General features: G+C 67.0%; 22 protein-coding genes. 5 read left to right on the plus strand and 17 right to left on the minus strand.

Features of this window, described 5'->3' with window-relative positions; genetic code table 11:
- Both AC1VVG_RS15005 and AC1VVG_RS15010 read right to left on the minus strand, forming a co-directional pair.
- Complete coding sequence (locus AC1VVG_RS15005) at positions 1–897, minus strand: ABC transporter permease (RefSeq protein WP_034189241.1); 897 nt, start codon at positions 895–897, stop codon at positions 1–3.
- 139 nt (positions 898–1,036) lie between these two features.
- Complete coding sequence (locus AC1VVG_RS15010) at positions 1,037–2,002, minus strand: ABC transporter substrate-binding protein (protein WP_482835809.1); 966 nt, start codon at positions 2,000–2,002, stop codon at positions 1,037–1,039.
- A 332-nt stretch (positions 2,003–2,334) separates the two neighbouring features.
- Here AC1VVG_RS15010 and AC1VVG_RS15015 point away from each other — a divergent pair, with 332 nt between their 5' ends.
- The gene (locus AC1VVG_RS15015) at positions 2,335–2,643 is read left to right on the plus strand and encodes a VF_A0006 family four-cysteine protein (protein ID WP_034189239.1); all 309 of its coding nucleotides are present in this window, start codon (positions 2,335–2,337) and stop codon (positions 2,641–2,643) included.
- A gap of 87 nt (positions 2,644–2,730) precedes the next feature.
- Here AC1VVG_RS15015 and AC1VVG_RS15020 read toward each other — a convergent pair whose 3' ends face one another.
- Positions 2,731–3,546 (minus strand): MetQ/NlpA family ABC transporter substrate-binding protein, encoded by an 816-nt coding sequence (locus AC1VVG_RS15020; protein WP_034189238.1) that lies wholly within the window; start codon positions 3,544–3,546, stop codon positions 2,731–2,733.
- Positions 3,547–3,752: 206 nt separating this feature from the next.
- The gene (locus tag AC1VVG_RS15025) at positions 3,753–5,390 is read right to left on the minus strand and encodes a methyl-accepting chemotaxis protein (protein WP_034189237.1); all 1,638 of its coding nucleotides are present in this window, start codon (positions 5,388–5,390) and stop codon (positions 3,753–3,755) included.
- A 209-nt stretch (positions 5,391–5,599) separates the two neighbouring features.
- Between AC1VVG_RS15025 and AC1VVG_RS15030 the strand changes: the two genes are divergently transcribed.
- Complete coding sequence (locus AC1VVG_RS15030; RefSeq protein WP_034189236.1) at positions 5,600–5,890, plus strand: YciI family protein; 291 nt, start codon at positions 5,600–5,602, stop codon at positions 5,888–5,890.
- 112 nt (positions 5,891–6,002) lie between these two features.
- Here the strand turns inward: AC1VVG_RS15030 and AC1VVG_RS15035 are convergent, their stop codons facing one another.
- The 5 genes from AC1VVG_RS15035 to AC1VVG_RS15055 are packed head-to-tail and all read right to left on the minus strand — an operon-like array spanning position 6,003 to position 10,084.
- A complete protein-coding gene (locus tag AC1VVG_RS15035) occupies positions 6,003–6,620 on the minus strand; it encodes an SCO family protein (RefSeq protein WP_049030543.1) in 618 nt (205 codons plus the stop codon).
- 17 nt (positions 6,621–6,637) lie between these two features.
- On the minus strand, positions 6,638–7,540 hold the full coding sequence (cyoE, locus tag AC1VVG_RS15040; protein WP_034189234.1) for a heme o synthase: 903 nt from the start codon (positions 7,538–7,540) through the stop codon (positions 6,638–6,640).
- Positions 7,541–7,548: 8 nt separating this feature from the next.
- On the minus strand, positions 7,549–8,661 hold the full coding sequence (locus AC1VVG_RS15045; RefSeq protein ID WP_034189233.1) for a COX15/CtaA family protein: 1,113 nt from the start codon (positions 8,659–8,661) through the stop codon (positions 7,549–7,551).
- A 25-nt stretch (positions 8,662–8,686) separates the two neighbouring features.
- Complete coding sequence (locus tag AC1VVG_RS15050; RefSeq protein ID WP_034189232.1) at positions 8,687–9,313, minus strand: SCO family protein; 627 nt, start codon at positions 9,311–9,313, stop codon at positions 8,687–8,689.
- Between the two features lie 60 nt (positions 9,314–9,373).
- Positions 9,374–10,084, minus strand: a complete 711-nt coding sequence (locus tag AC1VVG_RS15055) for an SURF1 family protein (RefSeq protein WP_226253551.1) — start codon at positions 10,082–10,084, stop codon at positions 9,374–9,376.
- Positions 10,085–10,168: 84 nt separating this feature from the next.
- Between AC1VVG_RS15055 and AC1VVG_RS15060 the strand changes: the two genes are divergently transcribed.
- Positions 10,169–10,378: a twin transmembrane helix small protein gene (locus AC1VVG_RS15060; RefSeq protein ID WP_011353273.1), complete on the plus strand. Its 210-nt coding sequence runs from the start codon at positions 10,169–10,171 to the stop codon at positions 10,376–10,378.
- 172 nt (positions 10,379–10,550) lie between these two features.
- Here AC1VVG_RS15060 and AC1VVG_RS15065 read toward each other — a convergent pair whose 3' ends face one another.
- The 8 genes from AC1VVG_RS15065 to AC1VVG_RS15100 form a co-directional block, all read right to left on the minus strand.
- On the minus strand, positions 10,551–11,408 hold the full coding sequence (locus AC1VVG_RS15065) for a cytochrome c oxidase subunit 3 (RefSeq protein ID WP_027785504.1): 858 nt from the start codon (positions 11,406–11,408) through the stop codon (positions 10,551–10,553).
- 138 nt (positions 11,409–11,546) lie between these two features.
- Entirely contained in the window at positions 11,547–11,747 is a 201-nt protein-coding gene (locus AC1VVG_RS15070; RefSeq protein ID WP_021163748.1) for a DUF2970 domain-containing protein, read from the minus strand.
- A gap of 16 nt (positions 11,748–11,763) precedes the next feature.
- Complete coding sequence (locus AC1VVG_RS15075; protein ID WP_034189231.1) at positions 11,764–12,372, minus strand: cytochrome c oxidase assembly protein; 609 nt, start codon at positions 12,370–12,372, stop codon at positions 11,764–11,766.
- A gap of 35 nt (positions 12,373–12,407) precedes the next feature.
- Positions 12,408–12,548, minus strand: coding sequence for a cytochrome oxidase small assembly protein (locus AC1VVG_RS15080; RefSeq protein WP_006752059.1), 141 nt, complete (start codon positions 12,546–12,548; stop codon positions 12,408–12,410).
- An 80-nt stretch (positions 12,549–12,628) separates the two neighbouring features.
- Complete coding sequence (gene ctaD, locus AC1VVG_RS15085) at positions 12,629–14,236, minus strand: cytochrome c oxidase subunit I (protein WP_021163746.1); 1,608 nt, start codon at positions 14,234–14,236, stop codon at positions 12,629–12,631.
- Positions 14,237–14,279: 43 nt separating this feature from the next.
- Positions 14,280–15,875: a cytochrome c oxidase subunit II gene (gene coxB / locus AC1VVG_RS15090; protein WP_034189230.1), complete on the minus strand. Its 1,596-nt coding sequence runs from the start codon at positions 15,873–15,875 to the stop codon at positions 14,280–14,282.
- 56 nt (positions 15,876–15,931) lie between these two features.
- Positions 15,932–16,456: a DUF2244 domain-containing protein gene (locus AC1VVG_RS15095; protein ID WP_049030539.1), complete on the minus strand. Its 525-nt coding sequence runs from the start codon at positions 16,454–16,456 to the stop codon at positions 15,932–15,934.
- 195 nt (positions 16,457–16,651) lie between these two features.
- Complete coding sequence (locus AC1VVG_RS15100; protein ID WP_034189228.1) at positions 16,652–17,617, minus strand: methyltransferase domain-containing protein; 966 nt, start codon at positions 17,615–17,617, stop codon at positions 16,652–16,654.
- A gap of 81 nt (positions 17,618–17,698) precedes the next feature.
- Here AC1VVG_RS15100 and AC1VVG_RS15105 point away from each other — a divergent pair, with 81 nt between their 5' ends.
- Both AC1VVG_RS15105 and trmL read left to right on the plus strand, forming a co-directional pair.
- Positions 17,699–18,496, plus strand: coding sequence for a ComF family protein (locus AC1VVG_RS15105; RefSeq protein ID WP_482835810.1), 798 nt, complete (start codon positions 17,699–17,701; stop codon positions 18,494–18,496).
- 105 nt (positions 18,497–18,601) lie between these two features.
- Positions 18,602–19,072: a tRNA (uridine(34)/cytosine(34)/5-carboxymethylaminomethyluridine(34)-2'-O)-methyltransferase TrmL gene (gene trmL / locus AC1VVG_RS15110; RefSeq protein ID WP_034189226.1), complete on the plus strand. Its 471-nt coding sequence runs from the start codon at positions 18,602–18,604 to the stop codon at positions 19,070–19,072.
- Positions 19,073–19,098 lie beyond the last annotated feature (26 nt).

The following is a 19,098-nucleotide window of genomic DNA, read 5'->3' on the forward strand; positions in this document are numbered from 1 at the left end:
TCATGCTCCTCCGTTCTTGCGCGCGAACAGCTTCTTGCGCGTCGCCGGCAGCACCAGCGCGAGCGTGACGAGCGCGGCCGTCACGAGGTTCAGGTCCTGCGCCTTCAGGCCGATGAATTCGCTGTTCAGCGCGAGCGCGATGAAGAAACGGTAGACGATCGCGCCGAGCACGACCGCGAGCGTCGTCAGCACGAGCCGGCGCGCGGGCAGCAGCGTCTCGCCGATGATCACGGCGGCCAGCCCGATCACGATCGTGCCGATCCCCATCGAGATGTCCGAGCCGCCCTGCGTCTGCGCGAACAGCGCGCCGGCGAGCGCGACGAGCGCGTTCGACAGCGCCATCCCGGCGAGCGTCGCGCGGCCGGTCGCGATGCCTTGCGCGCGCGCCATCCGCGGGTTCGCGCCGGTCGCGCGCATCGCGAGGCCGAGCTGCGACGAGAAGAACCAGTCGAGGCCGAGCTTCGCGACCACGACGACGATCGCGAGCAGCGCCGGGCGCAGCACGTAGTCGGGCATCCAGTCCGGCTGCAGCACGGTGAACAGCGTCGGCTCGGTGATCAGCGGCACGTTCGGCCGGCCCATGATCCGCAGGTTCACCGAGTAGAGCGCGATCATCATCAGGATGCTGGCGAGCAGATCCATGATCTTCAGGCGCACGTTCAGCCAGCCGGTGACGAAGCCGGCCAGCGCACCCGCGACGATCGCGAGCAGCGTCGACGTGAACGGGTCGTAGCCGGCCGAGATCAGCGTCGCGGCGACGGCGCCGCCGAGCGGAAAGCTGCCGTCGACGGTGAGGTCGGGGAAGTTGAGGATGCGGAACGAGATCAGCACCCCGAGGGCGACGAGGCTGAAGATCAGGCCGATCTCCAGTGCGCCCAGAAACGAGAACAGAGACATGGTGGGGAAATCCTGTTGCTTCCCGGCCGGACGTGTACGGCCGGGCGAAGCGAACGGGCGGCCCCGGGTGGGAGCCGCCCGTCCGGCGATGTCGTCGAGGCCCGGATCGGGCCGGCAAGCGCGGCGCGCGTGCCGCGGCTTACTTGATGACCGTCTTCGCTTCCTTGACGAGATCCGGCGACAGCGTGACGCCCTGCTTCGCGGCCGCGCGCGTGTTCGCGAACAGTTCGAGGTTGCTGCTCGTCTCCGACGCGATCGCGCCCGGCTTCTCGCCCTTCAGGATGCGCGCGACGACCTTGCCCGTCTGCCGGCCGAGATCGCCGTAATTGATGCCGAGCGCCGCGATGCCGCCGCGCTTCACGCTGTCGGTGTCGCCGGCGACGAGCGGGATCTTCGCTTCGTTCGCGACCTTCACGAGCGCTTCGTACGCGGACACGACGTTGTTGTCGGTATTCGTGTAGATCACGTCGACCTTGCCGACCAGGCTCTTCGCGGCCGGGCCGATGTCGACGGTACGCGGGGCGGCGGCTTCCTTCAGCGCCATCCCCTGCTTCGCGAGGATCTCCTTGAGCGCCTTCACGACGACGACCGAATTCGCCTCGCCCGGGTTGTAGACCATGCCGACCGTCTTCGCATTCGGCACGACGCGCTTGATCAGCGCGACCTGGCGATCGAGCGGCAGCTTGTCGGACACGCCCGTCACGTTGGTGCCCGACGGGCCCCAGCCCTTCACGAGCTGCGCGGCGACCGGATCGGTGACGCCCGAATAGACGACCGGCACGCTCTTCGTCGCGGCGACGACCGCCTGCGCGGCCGGCGTCGCGATCGCGACGATCACGTCCGGCTGGTCGCCGACGAACTTGCGCGCGATCTGCGCGGCCGTGCCCGTGTTGCCCTGCGCGCTCTGGTATTCCCACTTGAGCTTGTCGTCGCCGTAACCTTCCGCCTTCAGTTCGGCGCGCACGCCGTCGCGGATCGCATCGAGCGCCGGATGATCGACGATCGACAGCACCTTGACGGTCTGCGCATGCGCGGCGCCGGCCAGCGCGAATGCGGCGACGCCGGCCGCGATCGAACGGATCGCGAAAGTCTTGAATCGCTTCATGGGTGAGTCTCCCCCGTATTGTGTCGGTTCTGGATGATGGATTCCCGCCGCCGTCGGGCGGGCGCCGCCGCGCGTACGACACGCCGGCGATCGGCCCGCGCACGCTCCGGGAAAGCGTGCAGCGGCGAACGCACGAGCATACCATTTCCGCAGACCACCGCCTGACTGAACGCTTTCGCCCGGTACGCCGGATCGCGGCACGCGCCGGAGCCCGAAAATGCGCGCGAAGCCCGGCCGACGGCGGTGCCGGCCGGTGTCGGCCAACGCGTCAGCCGCGCGCGCGGCTTTACGTTATGCTGTCGGCCGACCCAATCCACGCCATCGGAGGGCAGATGAAACGGGGGATCCGAACCATCGCATGCGTGGCCGTCGCGTTGGCGCTGCCCGGTACCGCATGCGCGCTGACCGACGGCAGCGCGCAATACGACGACTGCATGCTCAATGCGCTGCGCGAAAGCCGCAACGGCGCGGCGGCGCAGCTGATCCAGCGCTCGTGCGACGCGCTGTACCGCAACAACGCGATGCTGCTGCCGCGCGAGCGGCGCTTTCACGAGTGCGTCGTGCAGTCACTGCCGGGCGTGCGCGACAACTACGCGATCCAGCAGATCATGTCGATCTGCTCGCGGCGCGGCGAGATGTGAACGGGCGCCGCGCGCCGGACGCCCATGAAAAAAGGGCCTGCGCGATGCAGGCCCTTTTCGTTCAGCGGTCCGACCGGTGTGCGGCGCTCAGAACGACGCGACCATCGAGCCCTTGAACTGCTTCTTGATGAATTCCCGCACTTCCTGCGACTGGTACGCCTTGACCAGCTTCTTCACCCACGGCTGATCCTTGTCCTTCGCGCGCACGGCGATCAGGTTCGCGTACGGGCTCGTCAGCGATTCGAGCGCGATCGCGTCCTTGGTCGGCTGCAGGTTCGCGGCCAGCGCGTAGTTCGTGTTGATCACGGCGGCATCGACGTCCGACAGCACGCGCGGCAGTTGCGCGGCGTCGAGTTCGGAGATCTTCAGCTTCTTCGGGTTCTCGGCGATGTCGAGCACCGTCGCGTTGTTGCCGCCCGTGCCGGCGCCCGCCTTCAGCTTGATCACGCCTTGCGTCTGCAGCAGCAGCAGCGCGCGGTTCTCGTTCGACGGATCGTTCGGCACCGCGAGCTTCGCGCCTTGCGGCAGGTCCTTCAGCGACTTGTACTTCTTCGAGTACACGCCGATCGGCGAGATGTAGGTCAGGCCCGCGCTGACGATCTTGTAGCCGCGCTGCTTCACCTGGCTGTCGAGGTAGGGCTGGTGCTGGAAGCTGTTCGCGTCGAGGTCGCCCGCGTCGAGCGCCGCGTTCGGCTGCACGTAGTCGTTGAATTCGATGACCTTCACGTTCAGGCCTTCCTTCTCCTTCGCGACCTTCTGCACGACTTGCCACACTTCCGCATCCGGGCCGGCGACCGTGCCGACCTTGATCACCTTGTCGTCGGCGCGCGCGCCTGCCGACAGCGTCAGCGCGGCACCGGTGGCCAGTACGGAAAATACCTTCAGGAGACTGCGACGCTTCATCTGTTTCTCGCTTTCTTGCTTGCTAAAAAATGGGGCGCGATACGGGTAAGCCCCGACTCGCAGGAAGGGGCAAATGGTGTCACAGGATCGGCGGGAAGTGAAATACATCCCGCTCATATGGGTATGCACCGGTACAGTGCTGGCGGCAGGTGCGGGGTTCGGCCGTTAGTTGCGTTCATGACGCGTCGCGCGTCGGCCGGCACGCTTTACCTCACCGCCGTCTCGCCGGCCGTGTTCGCCCCGAACGCCGGCTCGGCCGCCTGCTCGCCGGCCCGGCGCGGCGCCAGCCCGCCGGCGTCGCCGACCCGGAACGCGCCGACCGCGTCGCGCAGCCGCGCGGCCTGTTCCTGCAGCGACGCGGCAGCCGCGGCGGCTTCCTCGACGAGTGCCGCGTTCTGCTGCGTCACCTGGTCCATCTGCGTGACCGCGCGGCCGACCTGCGTGATGCCGCTCGCCTGCTCCTCGGACGCGGCCGCGATCTCGCCCATGATGTCGGTCACGCGCGCGACGGCCTGCAGGATCTCGCCCATCGTCGTGCCAGCCTGGCCGACCAGCGTCGAGCCGTTGCGTACGCGCTCGACCGAGTCGACGATCAGTTCGCGGATTTCCTTCGCGGCCGTCGCGCTGCGCTGCGCGAGCGAACGCACTTCGCCCGCGACCACCGCGAAACCGCGCCCCTGCTCGCCCGCGCGCGCGGCCTCGACCGCCGCGTTCAGCGCGAGGATGTTGGTCTGGAACGCGATGCCCTCGATCACGCCGATGATGTCGGCGATCTTGCGCGAGCTGTCGTCGATCTCGCCCATCGTGCCGATCACGCGGCTCACGACGTCGCTCCCGGTGCGCGCGATGTCCGACGCGTTGTTCGCGAGCCCGCTCGCCTGCCGCGCGTTGTCGGCGTTCTGCTTCACCGTCGCGGTGAGCTGCTCCATGCTCGCGGCCGTTTCCTCGAGCGACGCGGCCTGCTCCTCGGTGCGCTGCGACAGGTCGTCGTTGCCGGCCGAGATCTGGCGGCTCGCCGACGCGATCGACTCCGCCGACTGGCGGATCCCGCCGAGCGTCGCCTGCAGCCGCGCCTGCATGTCGTGCATCGCGGCCATCATGCTCGTGCGGTCGCCCGCGCGCACCGGTACCGGCTGCGTCAGGTCGCCCCGCGCGATGCGCGCCGCGAGCGCGGCCGCTTCGTCGGGCTCGCCGCCCAGGCTGCCGCGCACGTTGCGAATGATCACCAGCATCGCCGCGCTGATCACGAAGCCGATCACGAGCACCACCGCGAGGTGGCCCAGCAGCGTCCGGTAATAGAGGGTGTCGATGTCCTTCAGGAACACCCCGCTCGAGATGTTCCAGTCCCACGGCGCGAACCGCGTGACGTAGCTGATCTTCGGCACGGCCGTCTCGCTGTGCGGCAGCCGCCCGCGATATTCGGCGAAGCCGCTGCCGGTCGCCTTCGCGGCGTTCAGGATCGTCACGAACAGCGGCTTGCCGTCAGGATCGAGATAGTCGCCGACCTGCGTGCCGACGAGCTTCGGCAGCGTCGGATGCATCAGCACGACCGGCTTCGAGTCCATCACGAACACGTAGCCCGAATCGCCGTAGCGCATCGCGGCGAGGCTCGCGAGCGCGTCGCGCTTCGCGTCGGCCTCGGGCAGCGTGCCGCTCTGCGCGAGCGCGTGATACGCGTTCACGATGCCGGCCGCCGAGTCGACGAGATTCGCGATGCCCGCCTTGCGTTCGTCCAGCATCGTCGCGCGCGTCTCGTACGCGCTCCATGCGCCGACGCCCAGCAGACCGACCCATACCAGCGCAAGCGCGAGCCACAGCTTGCGGTTCAAACTCATTCTGCTCATCTGCGTGCCTTTGTCGATGTCGATGCGCCGATGCGCGCGAACGGCCTGTCCCGCGCAAACGGTTGCTCCTTCAATTACGGCAACGAGGCTTACAACTTGAATACGCGCCGGCGCTCGGCGGGCAGCGCCGGCGCGACAGCCCGCATCCGCTGTGCTACAAAGACCGCCTGACCGGCGCGCAACGCGCCGGCACCATTCCAGGGCCATCCATGTACGTCATCGACATCCACTACACCGCGTCGCTCGAACGCATCGACGACGCGCTCGAACGCCATCGCGCGTATCTGCAGCCGCAATTCGACAAGGGCATCTTCATCGCGGCGGGACCGAAGGTGCCGCGCGAAGGAGGCATGATCCTCGCGGCCCGCATCGATCGCGACGCACTCGACGCGATCCTCGAGACCGATCCGTTCGTCACCGAGGGGCTCGCCACCTATCGCGTGACCGAATTCCGGATCACGCGTGCCGCGTCCGGCTTCAACGTGCCGGCGCTGCCGTAACGCGCGCGCCGCCCGGCGCTCAGCGCAGGCGGACAGCGGGAAAAGAGGAAAAGCGTGACGGCGCGGGACGGCCGTCACGTGATCGCCGGGCAGGACGCCCGGCGGCGGCCGGTCAGTCGACCAGCAGCTTCAGGTCGTGGACCCACGGGCCGGGGCCCTGGCCGTCGCGCACGAACAGGCGCAGCTTGCCGTCGCGGTCGAACACGTAGCTCGCGGCCGTGTGATCCATCGTGTAGCTGCCGGGCGTCTTGCCGGGCACCTTCGCGTAGTACACGCGGAAATCCTTCGTGACCTTCTTCAGCGCCGCTTCGTCGGCCGGCCGCAGGCCGATGAACGACGGATCGAACGCGGGCACGTACTGGCCGAGCAGCGCCGGCGTGTCGCGTTCCGGGTCGACGGTGACGAACAGCACCTGCACGCGCTTCGCGGCGTCGGGCCCGAGCTGCTTCAATGCTTCGGACAGCTCGGCCATCGTGGTGGGGCACACGTCCGGGCAATGCGTATAGCCGAAGAACATCACGACGGCCTTGCCCTTGAAATCGGCGAGCGTACGCACCTTGCCGGCCGTATCGGGCAGCGAGAAATCACTGCCGAACTGCGTGTTGCCGGTGATGTCGAGATTCTGGAATTTCGGCGCGTTGTCGCATCCGGCGAGCAGCAGCGCCGCCGCGAATGCGCACGCGAACATCCAGCCTTGGCGCGCGCGGCGCCCGAACCTTGATTGGAGCATTGCGTTCAACCGTGCGGTTACACGCCGAGCAGCGGGCGTGCGTAGTGATCGACGAGCAGCGCGGCGAACAGCAGCGACAGGTAGACGATCGAGTAGCGGAAGGCCTTGCGGGCGAGTTCGTCCGAATAGTCGCGATGGATCTTCCACGCATACGCGAGGAACACCGCGCCGAGCAGCACCGCGCTCGTCAGGTAGACGGCCCCGCTCATCCCGGAGATGAACGGCATCAGCGTGACCGCGAACAGGATCACCGTATACAGCAGGATGTGCAGCCGCGTGAACTTCTCGCCGTGCGTGACCGGCAGCATCGGCAGCCCCGCGTTCTCGTAATCCTTGCGGCGATAGAGCGCGAGCACCCAGAAATGCGGCGGCGTCCACACGAAGATGATCAGCACGAGGATCCACGCGTCGCCCGGCACCGCGCCGGTGACGGCGGCCCAGCCGAGCGCCGGCGGCATCGCGCCCGACGCGCCGCCGATCACGATGTTCTGCGGCGTCATCGGCTTGAGCAGCAGCGTGTAGATCACCGCGTAGCCGACGAACGTCGCGATCGTCAGCCACATCGTCAGCGGGTTCGTGAACGTATAGAGCGTCCATGCGCCGACGCTGCCGAGCACGGCCGAGAACAGCAGGATCTGCGGCGTCGTGATCTCGCCGCGCGCGGACGGGCGCCACGCGGTACGGCGCATCATCGCGTCGATCTTCTGTTCGACGAGGCAGTTGATCGCGAACGCGGCACCGGCCAGCAGCCAGATGCCGATCGTGCCGCCGATCAGCACATGCCACGGCACCATGCCCGGCGTCGCGAGGAACATGCCGATCACCGCGCAGAACACCGCGAGCTGCGTGACACGCGGCTTCGTCAGCGCCATGTACTGGGAAAAGCGGCTACCGGGCGATTGGGAGAGGGTGCTTTGCATGGGGACGGTCACGCCGGGGCGGCGTCGCGCGCAGGCTGCGCGACACGGCCGGGGCGGCTTGAAAGGATGCGAAAGTTTAACATGACGACGAGCAGCAGCAGGATCGCGGCCCCGCCGTTGTGCGCGACGGCGACCGGCAGCGGCCACTGCAGCACGATGTTGGTCAGGCCCGTCACGAACTGCAGCAGCACGACCAGCAGCACGCCGTTCGCGGGCCGCCGCAGCGACTCGAAGCGGCGCATCTTCAGCGCGAACGCGACGAGGTACGCGACCACGACGAACGCGAACGTGCGGTGCGTCCAGTGGATCGCGACCAGCGCGTCCTGCGTGATCGCCTCGCCGTCCTTCGTCATCCCGAGCGCGCGCCACAGGTGGAAGCCATGCTGGAAGTCCATCGGCGGGATCCACTGGCCGTTGCAGGTCGGGAAGTCGGTGCAGGCGAGCACCGCGTAGTTGGTGCTCACCCAGCCGCCGAGCGCGATCTGCACGACCAGCAGCACGAGCGCCGCGAGCGCGGCCGCGCGGTAGCGTCCGGCCTCGGGGTCATACGACGGCAGCGGCGTCTGCCGCGCCGCGAGCCAGCCGAGCGTGCCGAGCAGCGTGAGGCCGAGCAGCAGGTGGATCGTGACGATCACCGGCTGCAGCTTCATCGTGACCGTCCACGCGCCGAACGCGCCCTGCACGAGAATCAGCAGCAGCAGGCTCGTCGGCCACCACGGCGACACGTGCAGCGGGCGGCGGCGCAGCCGCGCGGCCCACGCGATCACGACCTGCGCGATGATCAGCACGCCGATCGCCATCGCGAAATAGCGGTGGATCATCTCGATCCACGCCTTCGTCATGCTGACGGGGCCCGTCGGCATCGCCTGGTGCGCGGCCGTGATCGCGGCGTGCGCGATGAACGGCGACGACGTGCCGTAACAGCCGGGCCAGTCGGGGCAGCCGAGCCCCGAATCGGTCAGCCGCGTGAAGCCGCCGAACATCACGAGGTCGAGCGTCAGGAAGGTGGTGATCCACACGAGCTTGCGGAACTTGTCGTCGTCGGCCTTCACCCACACGTACGACAGCGGCAGCAGCGCGATGCACAAGCCGATCAGGCCGAGTTGCAGTAGATACGACATCGGAATGGTGCCTCGTTCTCTTGCCTTAACCGATGCTCGACCACTTCAGCAGCTTCGTCACGTCCGACTTGATCTTGCTGGGATTCGGGTCCTTCGGGAAACGCATCATCAGGTTGCCGTTCGGGTCGACCAGGTAAATGTGGTCGCTGTCCTTCGTGCCGGCATCGGCCGGCAGCCATGCGGCCACCGCGGCCGGATCGGCGACGAGCCGGCGCGTGTCGGGGTACGCGTCGAGCACCTTCTGCGGCATCGCGCCCGCGTCGCTGCGCAGCCACACCATCGTGATCCGGTGCCGCTCGCCCGCCTGCGTGACGCGGATCTGGCGCATGAAATAAAGCTTCTGCGCGCACGCATCGTCGCACGCGCTGCGGTCGGTCATCACGAACAGCCACACGCCGCGCAGCGACGCCAGCGGCACGGTCTTGCCGGTTTCGTCGGTCACCTGCAGACCGGCCGGGATCGGGCGCTGCGGCTCGATCAGCGTGCCGTAGTTCGTCGACCCGCCCTTCGGCTTGATCACATAATAGGTGAAGTACGACGCGATCATCGGCGCGGCGCACACGAGACCCAGCAGCACGAGCATCCAGCGGCCGCGCTTGCGGGCCGCCGGCGAGATCGGCGCGGCGGCCGGACCCTGACGGGAAGATTGCATGGACAAATCAGACCTCTCGAAACGAACCCGCGGCGCCGGCGCCGCGTCCTGGGATGGCGCTCATGCGCCGGCCGACTTCTTCGCCGCACGCCGCGCGGCGTACAGGCCGAAGCCGAGCGCGGCCACCGCCATCGCCCACCACTGAAACATGTAACCGTAATTGCGCTCGACGCCGGTCGTTGCCGCCGGCCAGTCGCGCACGAGTTTGTCGCCGTCGTCGCTCGTCTGCTGGATCACGAACGGCTGCAGCGGCAGCCCCGTTTCCTTCGCATACTCGGCGACGTCCAGGTTCTGCCGGATCTTCTGGTGCGCGGCCGACCCGCCCTCGCCGAGCTCGAACGCACGCGATGCGTCGGCACGCGCGATGCCGACGATCTCGACGTCGCCCGCCGGCGTCGCGAACGGCTCGATCGCGGTGCGATCGGCGATATTGCGCGGCAGCCAGCCGCGGTTCACGAGCACGACACCGCCGCCCGTGAGTTTAAACGGCATCACGACGTAAAAACCCGGCTGGTCGTTATACGGCCGATTGTCGAGAAACACCGCCTGCTCGGGCAGGAAACGGCCCCTGGCCCGCACGCGATGGAACTCGATCGACGCAAGCGGCATCGGCTGCGCGCCGACGTCGACGGGCGCCGCCTGCTCGTAGCGAGCGATGCTCGCCTGCAGCGCTTCCTTCTGGTGCGCGCGATCGCGCTGCCAGAAACCGAGCCGGATCGTCACGGCGACGACGACGAGGATCAGGAGCGCGGGCAGCCAGCGGATCTTCATCATGCGGCCCGCCGGGCACATGCGCGAAAGCGAAGTGCGATAATTATCCCCTTCCTTTCGAATGGCCGTCGTCCGGTTCGTGTCATGCACATCCTCGTTCCCATCGCCTTCGTCCTCATCATTGCCAGCATGGGCTCGGCGCTCTACTTCATGATGCACGACCGCGGCCACACGAAACGCATGGTCTGGTCGCTCGCCACCCGTGTCGGGCTGTCGGTGTCGCTGTTCCTGCTCATCCTGATCGCGAACTGGATGGGCTGGATCCATTCGACCGGCCTGCCGATCGGGCGTTGATGCCGTTGCCGCGGCGGCCGCTGTGACATTTCGCCGCACGGTCGCGCCACCAAGCAAAAGCGCCGCCTGACTGAGTCGCGGCGGCGCCAGGGTGGTGTCGGCAGGCAGCGGCGCTACCCGGTCGGCACCAATGAAAACGGCCCGCGCATTGCTGCGCGGGCCGTTTTTCCATTTACAGCCAGTAGACGACGACGTACAGGCCGAGCCAGACGACGTCGACGAAGTGCCAGTACCACGCGGCGCCTTCGAATGCGAAGTGATGATCGGGCTTGAAGTGGCCGCGGATCATCCGCACCAGCACCACCGCGAGCATCGTGCCGCCGAGGAACACGTGGAAACCGTGGAAGCCCGTCAGCAGGAAGAACGTCGAGCCGTACACGCCGGAGTTCAGCGTCAGGTTCAGTTCGTTGTACGCGTGGTAGTACTCGAAGCCCTGCAGGAACAGGAAGCAGATACCGAACACGAGCGTCGCGGCCAGCCATGCGATCGCCTTCTTGCGATGATCGTCACGCAGCGCATGGTGCGAGATCGTCAGCGTCACACCCGACGACAGCAGGAATGCGGTGTTCAGCGTCGGGATCGGCCACGGGCCCATCGTCTTGAAGTGCCCGGCGAGCGCGGCGGGGCCTTCGTTCGGCCACACGGCGGAGAAGTCCGGCCAGATCAGCTTGTAGTCGAGGCTGCCGAGCTGGTGCAGCGCGATTTCACGCGCATAGAACAGCGCGCCGAAGAACGCGCCGAAGAACATCACTTCCGAGAAGATGAACCAGCTCATGCTCCAGCGGTACGACTTGTCGACGTTCTTGCCGTAATGACCGCCTTCCGATTCGGCGATCGCGTCGCCGAACCAGTGATACAGCGTGAAGAGCAACCACAGCAGGCCGAGCAGCGCCGTAAACGGCGCCCAGTCGTGACCGTTGATCCACAGCGCTACCGAGCCGAGCATGACCAGCAGGCCGATGGCCGCGCTGATCGGATGCTGCGACGGATGCGGCACGAAATAGTACGGGGTCTGGTTTTGACCGCTCATGCTTGATTCTCCACTTCAGTCCAATTTGTGTACCGGAAACCGCTCCGGCTTTATTTCTTGCGCGGCGCGACTGCCACCGCTCTTTCCCGCACGCCGCGCCGTGACGCCGCGCACTGCATTCTTTCGTGGCCGCGGGCCTCAGCCCACGACGGCACGCACGATCAGGATCAGCACGCCGATGAACACGCCGGCCGCGAGCAACGCGACGATCAGCACGTGCAGCGGATTCAGCTGCGTCGCATCGGCCTCCAGATCGCGCCGCTTGCGCACGCCGAAGAACGACCACAGCACGGCTTTCAGCGCCTGGCCGAACGACCCGCCCCGCTTGACCTCCGTCATCGCCCCGCCTCCGTCGTCATGCGTCCGGCTTCGCCGTGCCCTGCGCCGCGGTACTGCGCTGCGCCGGTGCCGGCGTGGCCGGGGTATTCAGTTCGAAGAACGTGTACGACAGCGTGATCGTCTTCACGTCCTTCGGCAATTTCGGATCGATCACGAACACCACCGGCATCTTGCGCGACTCGTTCGCGGCCAGCGTCTGCTGCGTAAAGCAAAAGCACTCGATCTTCTTGAAGAACTCCGTCGCCTGCTTCGGCGCGTAGCTCGGAATCGCCTGCGCCACGACCGGCCGGCCCTGCCCGTTCGTCACGTCGTACACGATCGTCATCAGTTCGCCCGGATGCACGTCGAGGCTGTTGTGCTCCGGCTTGAAACCGAGCGGCCCGCGCGCGTTCGCATCGAACTCGACCGACACCGTGCGGCTGTAGTCGACCTGCGAGTTCTTCACCTCGCGCTCGCTGACGTCGCGCTGCACCAGGTTGTTGATGCCGGTGATCTGGCAGATCGCCCGATACATCGGGATCAGCGCGAAGCCGAAACCGAACATCAGTCCGGCCACGACGAAGAGCTTCACCAGCATCGAACGATTGAACGCGCGATCGACGGCGCCCTCTTCCGGCTTCGACATACGACGACTTCCTCGCTACTGCGTCAGTTGCTGCATCAGTGAGTGGACAGCCACCACTGCTTGATCACGACACCCACAAAGAAAACGGCGGCGATGACGAGCAGGGTGAGGCCGAGCCGCTTGTTGCCCGCGCGAATCTGCTCGGGCGTTCGTCTTTCTTGTGGATTCCGGTTCATCTGAAACTTCGCTGAAACCTCAATGCGGCGCCCGCCGCGCCTGCCATCAAGGCAGGCAGCGGCCGGGCGCACCATGAAACTTACTCGACGTGCGGCGGTTGCTCGAACGTGTGGAACGGAGCCGGGCTCGGCACCGTCCACTCGAGGCCCGTCGCGCCGTCCCACGGCTTGTCCGACGCCTTTTCCAGCTCGCCGCCGCCACGGTAGGCCGGCAGCGCGACCGCGAACAGGAAGTACACCTGCGCGAGGCCGAAGCCGAATGCGCCGATCGTCGCCACCTGGTTGAAGTCCGTGAACTGCGCCGGGTAGTCCGCATAACGACGCGGCATGCCGGCCAGACCGACGAAGTGCATCGGGAAGAACGTCAGGTTGAAGAAGATCATCGACGCCCAGAAGTGGATCTTGCCGCGCGTCTCGTTGTACATCCAGCCCGTCCACTTCGGCGCCCAGTAGTACCAGCCCGAGAACAGCGCGAACAGCGAGCCGGCCACCAGCACGTAGTGGAAGTGCGCCACCACGAAGTAGGTGCCGTGATACTGGATGTCGAGCGGCGCCATCGCGAGCATCAGGCCCGTCAGGCCGCCGAACGTGAACACGAACAGGAAGCCGATCGCGAACAGCATCGGGGTTTCGAACGTCATCGAGCCGCGCCACATCGTCGCGAGCCAGTTGAACACCTTCACGCCCGTCGGCACGGCGATCAGCATCGTCGCGTACATGAAGAACAGCTGACCGGTGACCGGCATGCCCGTCGCGAACATGTGGTGCGCCCAGACCATGAACGACAGGATCGCGATCGATGCCGTCGCGTACACCATCGAGCTATAGCCGAACAGCGTCTTGCGTGCGAACGCCGGGATCACCTGCGACACGATCCCGAACGCCGGCAGAATCATGATGTACACCTCGGGGTGGCCGAAGAACCAGAAGATGTGCTGGTACATCACCGGGTCGCCGCCGCCTGCCGCGTTGAAGAACGACGTGCCGAAGTGGCGGTCGAACAGCACCATCGTGATCGCGCCTGCCAGAACCGGCATCACCGCGATCAGCAGGTACGCCGTGATCAGCCACGTCCATGCGAACATCGGCATCTTCATCAGCGTCATGCCCGGTGCGCGCATGTTCAGGATCGTCACGACGATGTTGATCCCGCCCATGATCGACGACGCGCCCATGATGTGGACCGCGAAGATCGCGAAGTCCATGCCCGGGCCCATCTGCGTCGACAGCGGTGCGTACAGCGTCCAGCCGGCAGCCGTCGCGCCGCCCGGTGCGAAGAACGAACCGACCAGCAGCACGGCCGCGACCGGCAGCAGCCAGAAGCTGAAGTTGTTCATCCGCGCGAACGCCATGTCGGATGCGCCGATCTGCAGCGGAATCATCCAGTTCGCGAAGCCGACGAACGCCGGCATGATCGCGCCGAACACCATGATCAGGCCGTGCATCGTCGTGAGTTCGTTGAAGAACTCCGGACGCATGATCTGCAGGCCCGGCTCGAACAGCTCGGCACGGATGCCGAGCGCCATCACGCCGCCCGACAGGAACATGATGAACGAGAACAGCAGGTACAGCGTACCGATGTCCTTGTGGTTGGTGGCGAACAGCCAGCGACGCCAGCCGTGCGGCATTTCGTGCGCGTGGTCGTCGTGCGCGTGGTCCGCGGCTACGTCGTGCCCGATGCTAGACATGAGAATCTCCTAATGCGAATACGTCGACTAACTCAGCGACACGTCAAGCCGCCGGGCCGATCTCGACACGCCGGGCTTCCTTAGCGTCAGCCCCGCCCGTGATCGTTTCCGGCTTTTTCATGATGATGTGGTCTTCCGCCACGCCTGCTGCCTTCAGCGCGTCGCGCACGGCCTGTGCACGATGCTTCGCCAGTTCGGCGTTCGCGTCGGCCGAGCCCGTCTTGTCGGTGAAACCCGACAGCGCGAGCTTCGCGTCCGGATGTGCCTTCGCATAGTCGGCCGCGGCGGCGATCGCCGCTTTCGCGTCGGCCGGCAGCACGCTCTTGCCCGTTTCGAAGTAGATCGTCGACAGCGCGGCCGATGCCGCTGCCGCCGGCTGCTCGGCGGCGCCCGACGCGGCTTGCGCCGGTGCCGATGCCGCTTCCGCCGGTGCCGCTGCCGCGCCTGCCGCGTCTTCCGGCATCTTGCCGTTGCGCGCGTCGGCCACTTGCTTCGGCTGCAGCAGGTCGTTCTTGTGGTTGCCCCACGAGTTGCGTTCGTACGTGATGACCGACGCGATGTCGAGGTCCGACAGCGACGCCCACGACGGCATCGCGCCCTTGCCGTGCAGCACGCGCTCGACGTGGCCGGCGATCGGGCCGTTCACGATCGGGCTGCCGTCCATCGCCGGGAACGCGCCGAGGCCCTTGCCGCTCACCTGGTGGCAGGCCGCGCAGTTCGCCTTGTAGACTTCCTCGCCGTGCGCGACGAGTTCAGCCATCGTGTAGACCTTGTTCGGATCGACCGACGCGCTGGCCAGCTTGGCCTTCTGCGCCGTGACCCACTTCGCGTAGTCGTCCTCCGACAGCACTTCGACGACGACCGGCATGTACGCGTGTTCCTTGCCGCACAGCTCGGTACAGAAACCGCGGAACGTGCCGACCTTGTCGGCCTTGAACCACGTGTCGCGCACGAAGCCGGGGATCGCATCCTGCTTCACGCCGAACGCGGGCACGTACCACGAGTGGACGACGTCGTTCGCGGTCGTGATGATGCGGATCTTCTTGTTGACCGGCACGACGAGCGGGTTGTCGACTTCCTGCAGATAGGTGTCGGTGATCGGCTTCTTGCCCATCACTTCGTCGCGCGGGGTGGTCAGCGTCGACAGGAAGCCGATGCCCTCGCCCGGGCCCTTCACGTAGTCGTAGCCCCACTTCCACTGGTAGCCGGTGACCTTGATCGTGAGATCGGCGTTCGTCGTGTCCTTCATCGCGACGACGGCCTTCGTCGCCGGCAGCGCCATCAGCACGACGATGACGAACGGCACGATCGTCCAGATGATCTCGACGGTCGTGCTTTCATGGAAATTGGCGGCCTTGTGGCCTTTGGATTTGCGGTGCGCGAAGATCGAATAGAACATCACGCCGAACACGCCGACGAAGATCACCGTACACAGGATCAGCATCATCGTGTGGAGATCATAGAGCTCCTCGGCGATTTTCGTGACCGGCGGCTGAAAGTTGATCTCGTTGACGCGGGGGCCGCCCGGGCTATCACCGACCGCCAGGGCGGCACCGGCAAAGAGCAATCCGCTGCATGCCAGCACGCCCGTGAGGGCTCGCTTGATTGTTTTCATAGCATCCTTACCCAAAATTTCCATTCAAACCCTCCCCCGTCGCAAGCCGCCGGCCCGTATCGGCCGGTGCCCGCGCCTCGTCAGCCGCAGCGCCTGAGCGACACGCGCAGTTCGTCGGCGAACTGCGCACGCTTGTACTGCGCGAGATGCTGCCCGATCACGACGGTCTGCCCGCGCGATACCAGTCGAATCGGATCGCGTGGCGTCGCACCCGGCTCGACCCGCACCCAGCGCGGGTTGAATTCGATCTGCGTGAGCCGCTCCGCATCCATCCGCTCGATCACGAGCCGATGCGGAAACAGCCTGATGCGCTCGTAATCGACCGCATGGCGAGCATGGATCGCAAATGCGACACCCACTGCCAGCAACTCGATTCCGGTAAAGGGCATGACGAGCCAGGCCCCTCTCCACATCAGCAACGACGCGATCACCAGCGAGAAGCCCGCGAGCGACGCATAAAACAGCACGAACTGGCGTGGCGACACCGAACAGTTGCGTTTGATCAGCCAGTCTTCGAGGACCGGCTCGCCGTTCGTCGTCTCCGCCAAAACCCTCGCTGCTTCCATCGCCGCCTCACGCGAATGGCATGCGATGCATGCCTGCATCGGACTCGTCGCCCCGTATTGCGGGGACCCCGGGACGACAAGCTGACGCATTATAGGCGGGTTCAATGGCATCCACAAGCAAGCGCCTATCGCCCGCCAAGCCAAGCGCGACAAGCTTTTCGGCCATTTTTCGCGCCAATTCGACCCCGCTTTGCGCCGCTAATTTCAGACATAACAAAACCCCTCTTTACCGCTTTACCGATTCTTCGGACGCCCCTTGCCGATATCCTCGATGCGCACGATCCCGTGCCCCTCGGCGGTCGTGCGCGGGACGGCCTTCCATGCGTGGCCGTAGATCACCTCGAAGGTCAGCGGAATCGTGCCGTCCTCGCGCCGGCGCGCCGCCAGCGCGTCGCCGAGCGCCGCGCGAAAGCGCCGCGTCGCGTGCCGCGGCGCCGTGCGCTCGAACGGATAGGCGCCCCAGCGGCGCACGTCGGCCAGCAGGGAATCGGGGGATTTGTAGGTGACGGTCAGCACTTCCTGATCCATCACGGGAATCTCGAAGCCGCTCTCGACGAGCATGTCGCCGAGGTCGTGCATGTCGACGAAATCGATCACGCGCGCGGCGGGCGGCGCCATGCCCAGCGCCGCTTCGGCGTCCGCGCAGGCCGCCCGCAGCTCGCGCAGCGTGTCGGGCCCGAGCGTGCTGAACATCAGCAGGCCGTTCACGCGCAGCACGCGCTGCCATTCGGGCAGCACCGCGTCGGGACGCGAATGCCAGTGGAGAGCGAGATTCGACCAGATCAGGTCGAACGCGCCGCCCGGGAACGGCAACGCGGCGAAATCGGCCTGCGCGACGCGCGGCCCGCGCTGGCCCAGCGCGCGGCCGAGCGACGCCGGCAGCCAGCGGCGCCAGTTGGTTTGTTCGACCTCGCGCTGACCGGCCCGCGCGAGCATCGCGCCGGACAGGTCGACGCCGAACACGGGCGCTTCCGGAAAGCGCGCGCGCAGTGCCGGCAGATCGTCGCCCGGGCCGCAGCCGGCATCGAGCACGGCCGTGGGGCTCACCTTGATGTATTCGAGACGCTCGTTCATCCGCTGCGCGATCTCGCGCGGCAGGAACGCGACCGCGTCGAAGGTGGCGGCACGGCGGTCGAAGATCCGCCGCAGGCGCCTGGCGTCATTGGCCGGACGGCCGGTTGGAGTCGAAGCTGGGGACATGTCGGGCACACTGGCGAAGAGCCCGAAGTATACTCGCTCGCCCCGGAAGCTTCATTGAGACGGGGTGGCAGGAGTGTTGCGATGACCCGCAGTTCCGCCGGACGCACGATGCGCGTCGTTTTGTCGCAGGCTCGCATGCTGGCGGCGAAAGTCGCCGCGGTCGCGCTGCCGAATCGCTGCGCGCTGTGCGGCAATTTGTCACACGCCGTGATCTGCGACGCTTGCGACGCCGCGTACTGGAATGAAGCGCGATTGCGCTGCGACGCCTGCGCGCTGCCGCTGGGTGTCGGGCAGCCGCGTTCGCGCGGCGGCCGCCGCACCGGTGCCGGCCATCCGGCCGCGTATCGATGCGATGCGTGCCGCACTGCCCCGCCGCCGTTCGATGCGACGCTCGCGCTCGCGGATTACCGCGCGCCGCTCGACGGGCTGGCACGCGGCCTGAAGTTTCACGCGCGGCTCGCACTCGGCGCCGAATTCGCGGCGCGGCTCGCGCGGCTGGTCGACGATACGTGCGGCGCGGGCCGTTTCGACCGGGTCGCGCCGGTGCCGCTGTCGCACCGGCGGCTCGTCGCGCGCGGCTACAACCAGGCGTGGGCGATCGCACGTCCGCTCGCGCGCCGGCTCGGCGTGCGCGCGGATGCGGCGCTGCTCGCGCGCGTCGCCCACACCGCGCCGCAGTCGCGGCTCGACCGGCAGGCGCGGCGCGACAACGTAATGGCGGCGTTCGTGGTGGCCGGTGACGTCGCCGGCCGCCACATCGCGCTCGTCGACGACGTGATGACGTCCGGCGCGACGCTCGCGGCCGCCGCGCACGCGCTGAAGGCGGCGGGCGCCGCGCGCGTGACGAATCTGGTTGCGCTGCGCACCGCCAGGGATTAATTAGATAGAGAGGCCGGCCACGCCTGCGTGGCCGCGGCCGCCACGAACCGGCCGGCCGGGAACGCGCACGTTGCGCGGCCCCGGCCGGCCCAGCCAAACCGAAACATGTTCAACGTCGTCCTCGTCGCTCCCGAAATTCCGCCGAACACCGGCAACGTGATCCGCCTGTGCGCCAATACGGGCGCGCACCTGCACCTGATCGAGCCGCTCGGCTTCCCGCTCGACGACGCACGGATGCGCCGCGCCGGCCTCGACTATCACGAGTATGCGCAGATGCGCGTGCACCGCGACTGGGATGCGTTCGTCGCATCCGAAGCACCCGATCCCGCGCGGATGTTCGCGTTCACGACCCGCGGCTCGGGCCGCTTCCACGATCACGCGTTCCTGCCGGGCGACTGGTTCGTGTTCGGCTCGGAGACCCGCGGCCTGCCCGCCGAGCTGCTCGAGCGCTTTCCGGACGAACAGCGCGTCCGCCTGCCGATGCGGCCGGACAACCGCAGCCTGAACCTGTCCAACACGGTCGCGGTGGTCGTGTTCGAGGCGTGGCGCCAGGCCGGCTTCGAAGGCGGCGCCTGACCCACCGGGCACGCCACCCGCGGCGC

It is taken from the genome of Burkholderia sp. L-4, from assembly GCF_056856535.1.

Excerpts from the sequence above, each read along its gene's own strand:
- AC1VVG_RS15005 (WP_034189241.1), bottom strand. The coding sequence starts at position 897 with ATGTCTCTGTTCTCGTTTCTGGGCGCACTGGAGATCGGCCTGATCTTC.
- AC1VVG_RS15010 (WP_482835809.1), bottom strand. The coding sequence starts at position 2,002 with ATGAAGCGATTCAAGACTTTCGCGATCCGTTCGATCGCGGCCGGCGTC.
- AC1VVG_RS15015 (WP_034189239.1), top strand. The coding sequence starts at position 2,335 with ATGAAACGGGGGATCCGAACCATCGCATGCGTGGCCGTCGCGTTGGCG.
- AC1VVG_RS15020 (WP_034189238.1), bottom strand. The coding sequence starts at position 3,546 with ATGAAGCGTCGCAGTCTCCTGAAGGTATTTTCCGTACTGGCCACCGGT.
- AC1VVG_RS15025 (WP_034189237.1), bottom strand. The coding sequence starts at position 5,390 with ATGAGCAGAATGAGTTTGAACCGCAAGCTGTGGCTCGCGCTTGCGCTG.
- AC1VVG_RS15030 (WP_034189236.1), top strand. The coding sequence starts at position 5,600 with ATGTACGTCATCGACATCCACTACACCGCGTCGCTCGAACGCATCGAC.
- AC1VVG_RS15035 (WP_049030543.1), bottom strand. The coding sequence starts at position 6,620 with ATGCTCCAATCAAGGTTCGGGCGCCGCGCGCGCCAAGGCTGGATGTTC.
- cyoE (WP_034189234.1), bottom strand. The coding sequence starts at position 7,540 with ATGCAAAGCACCCTCTCCCAATCGCCCGGTAGCCGCTTTTCCCAGTAC.
- AC1VVG_RS15045 (WP_034189233.1), bottom strand. The coding sequence starts at position 8,661 with ATGTCGTATCTACTGCAACTCGGCCTGATCGGCTTGTGCATCGCGCTG.
- AC1VVG_RS15050 (WP_034189232.1), bottom strand. The coding sequence starts at position 9,313 with ATGCAATCTTCCCGTCAGGGTCCGGCCGCCGCGCCGATCTCGCCGGCG.
- AC1VVG_RS15055 (WP_226253551.1), bottom strand. The coding sequence starts at position 10,084 with ATGAAGATCCGCTGGCTGCCCGCGCTCCTGATCCTCGTCGTCGTCGCC.
- AC1VVG_RS15060 (WP_011353273.1), top strand. The coding sequence starts at position 10,169 with ATGCACATCCTCGTTCCCATCGCCTTCGTCCTCATCATTGCCAGCATG.
- AC1VVG_RS15065 (WP_027785504.1), bottom strand. The coding sequence starts at position 11,408 with ATGAGCGGTCAAAACCAGACCCCGTACTATTTCGTGCCGCATCCGTCG.
- AC1VVG_RS15070 (WP_021163748.1), bottom strand. The coding sequence starts at position 11,747 with ATGACGGAGGTCAAGCGGGGCGGGTCGTTCGGCCAGGCGCTGAAAGCC.
- AC1VVG_RS15075 (WP_034189231.1), bottom strand. The coding sequence starts at position 12,372 with ATGTCGAAGCCGGAAGAGGGCGCCGTCGATCGCGCGTTCAATCGTTCG.
- AC1VVG_RS15080 (WP_006752059.1), bottom strand. The coding sequence starts at position 12,548 with ATGAACCGGAATCCACAAGAAAGACGAACGCCCGAGCAGATTCGCGCG.
- ctaD (WP_021163746.1), bottom strand. The coding sequence starts at position 14,236 with ATGTCTAGCATCGGGCACGACGTAGCCGCGGACCACGCGCACGACGAC.
- coxB (WP_034189230.1), bottom strand. The coding sequence starts at position 15,875 with ATGGAAATTTTGGGTAAGGATGCTATGAAAACAATCAAGCGAGCCCTC.
- AC1VVG_RS15095 (WP_049030539.1), bottom strand. The coding sequence starts at position 16,456 with ATGCAGGCATGCATCGCATGCCATTCGCGTGAGGCGGCGATGGAAGCA.
- AC1VVG_RS15100 (WP_034189228.1), bottom strand. The coding sequence starts at position 17,617 with ATGTCCCCAGCTTCGACTCCAACCGGCCGTCCGGCCAATGACGCCAGG.
- AC1VVG_RS15105 (WP_482835810.1), top strand. The coding sequence starts at position 17,699 with ATGACCCGCAGTTCCGCCGGACGCACGATGCGCGTCGTTTTGTCGCAG.
- trmL (WP_034189226.1), top strand. The coding sequence starts at position 18,602 with ATGTTCAACGTCGTCCTCGTCGCTCCCGAAATTCCGCCGAACACCGGC.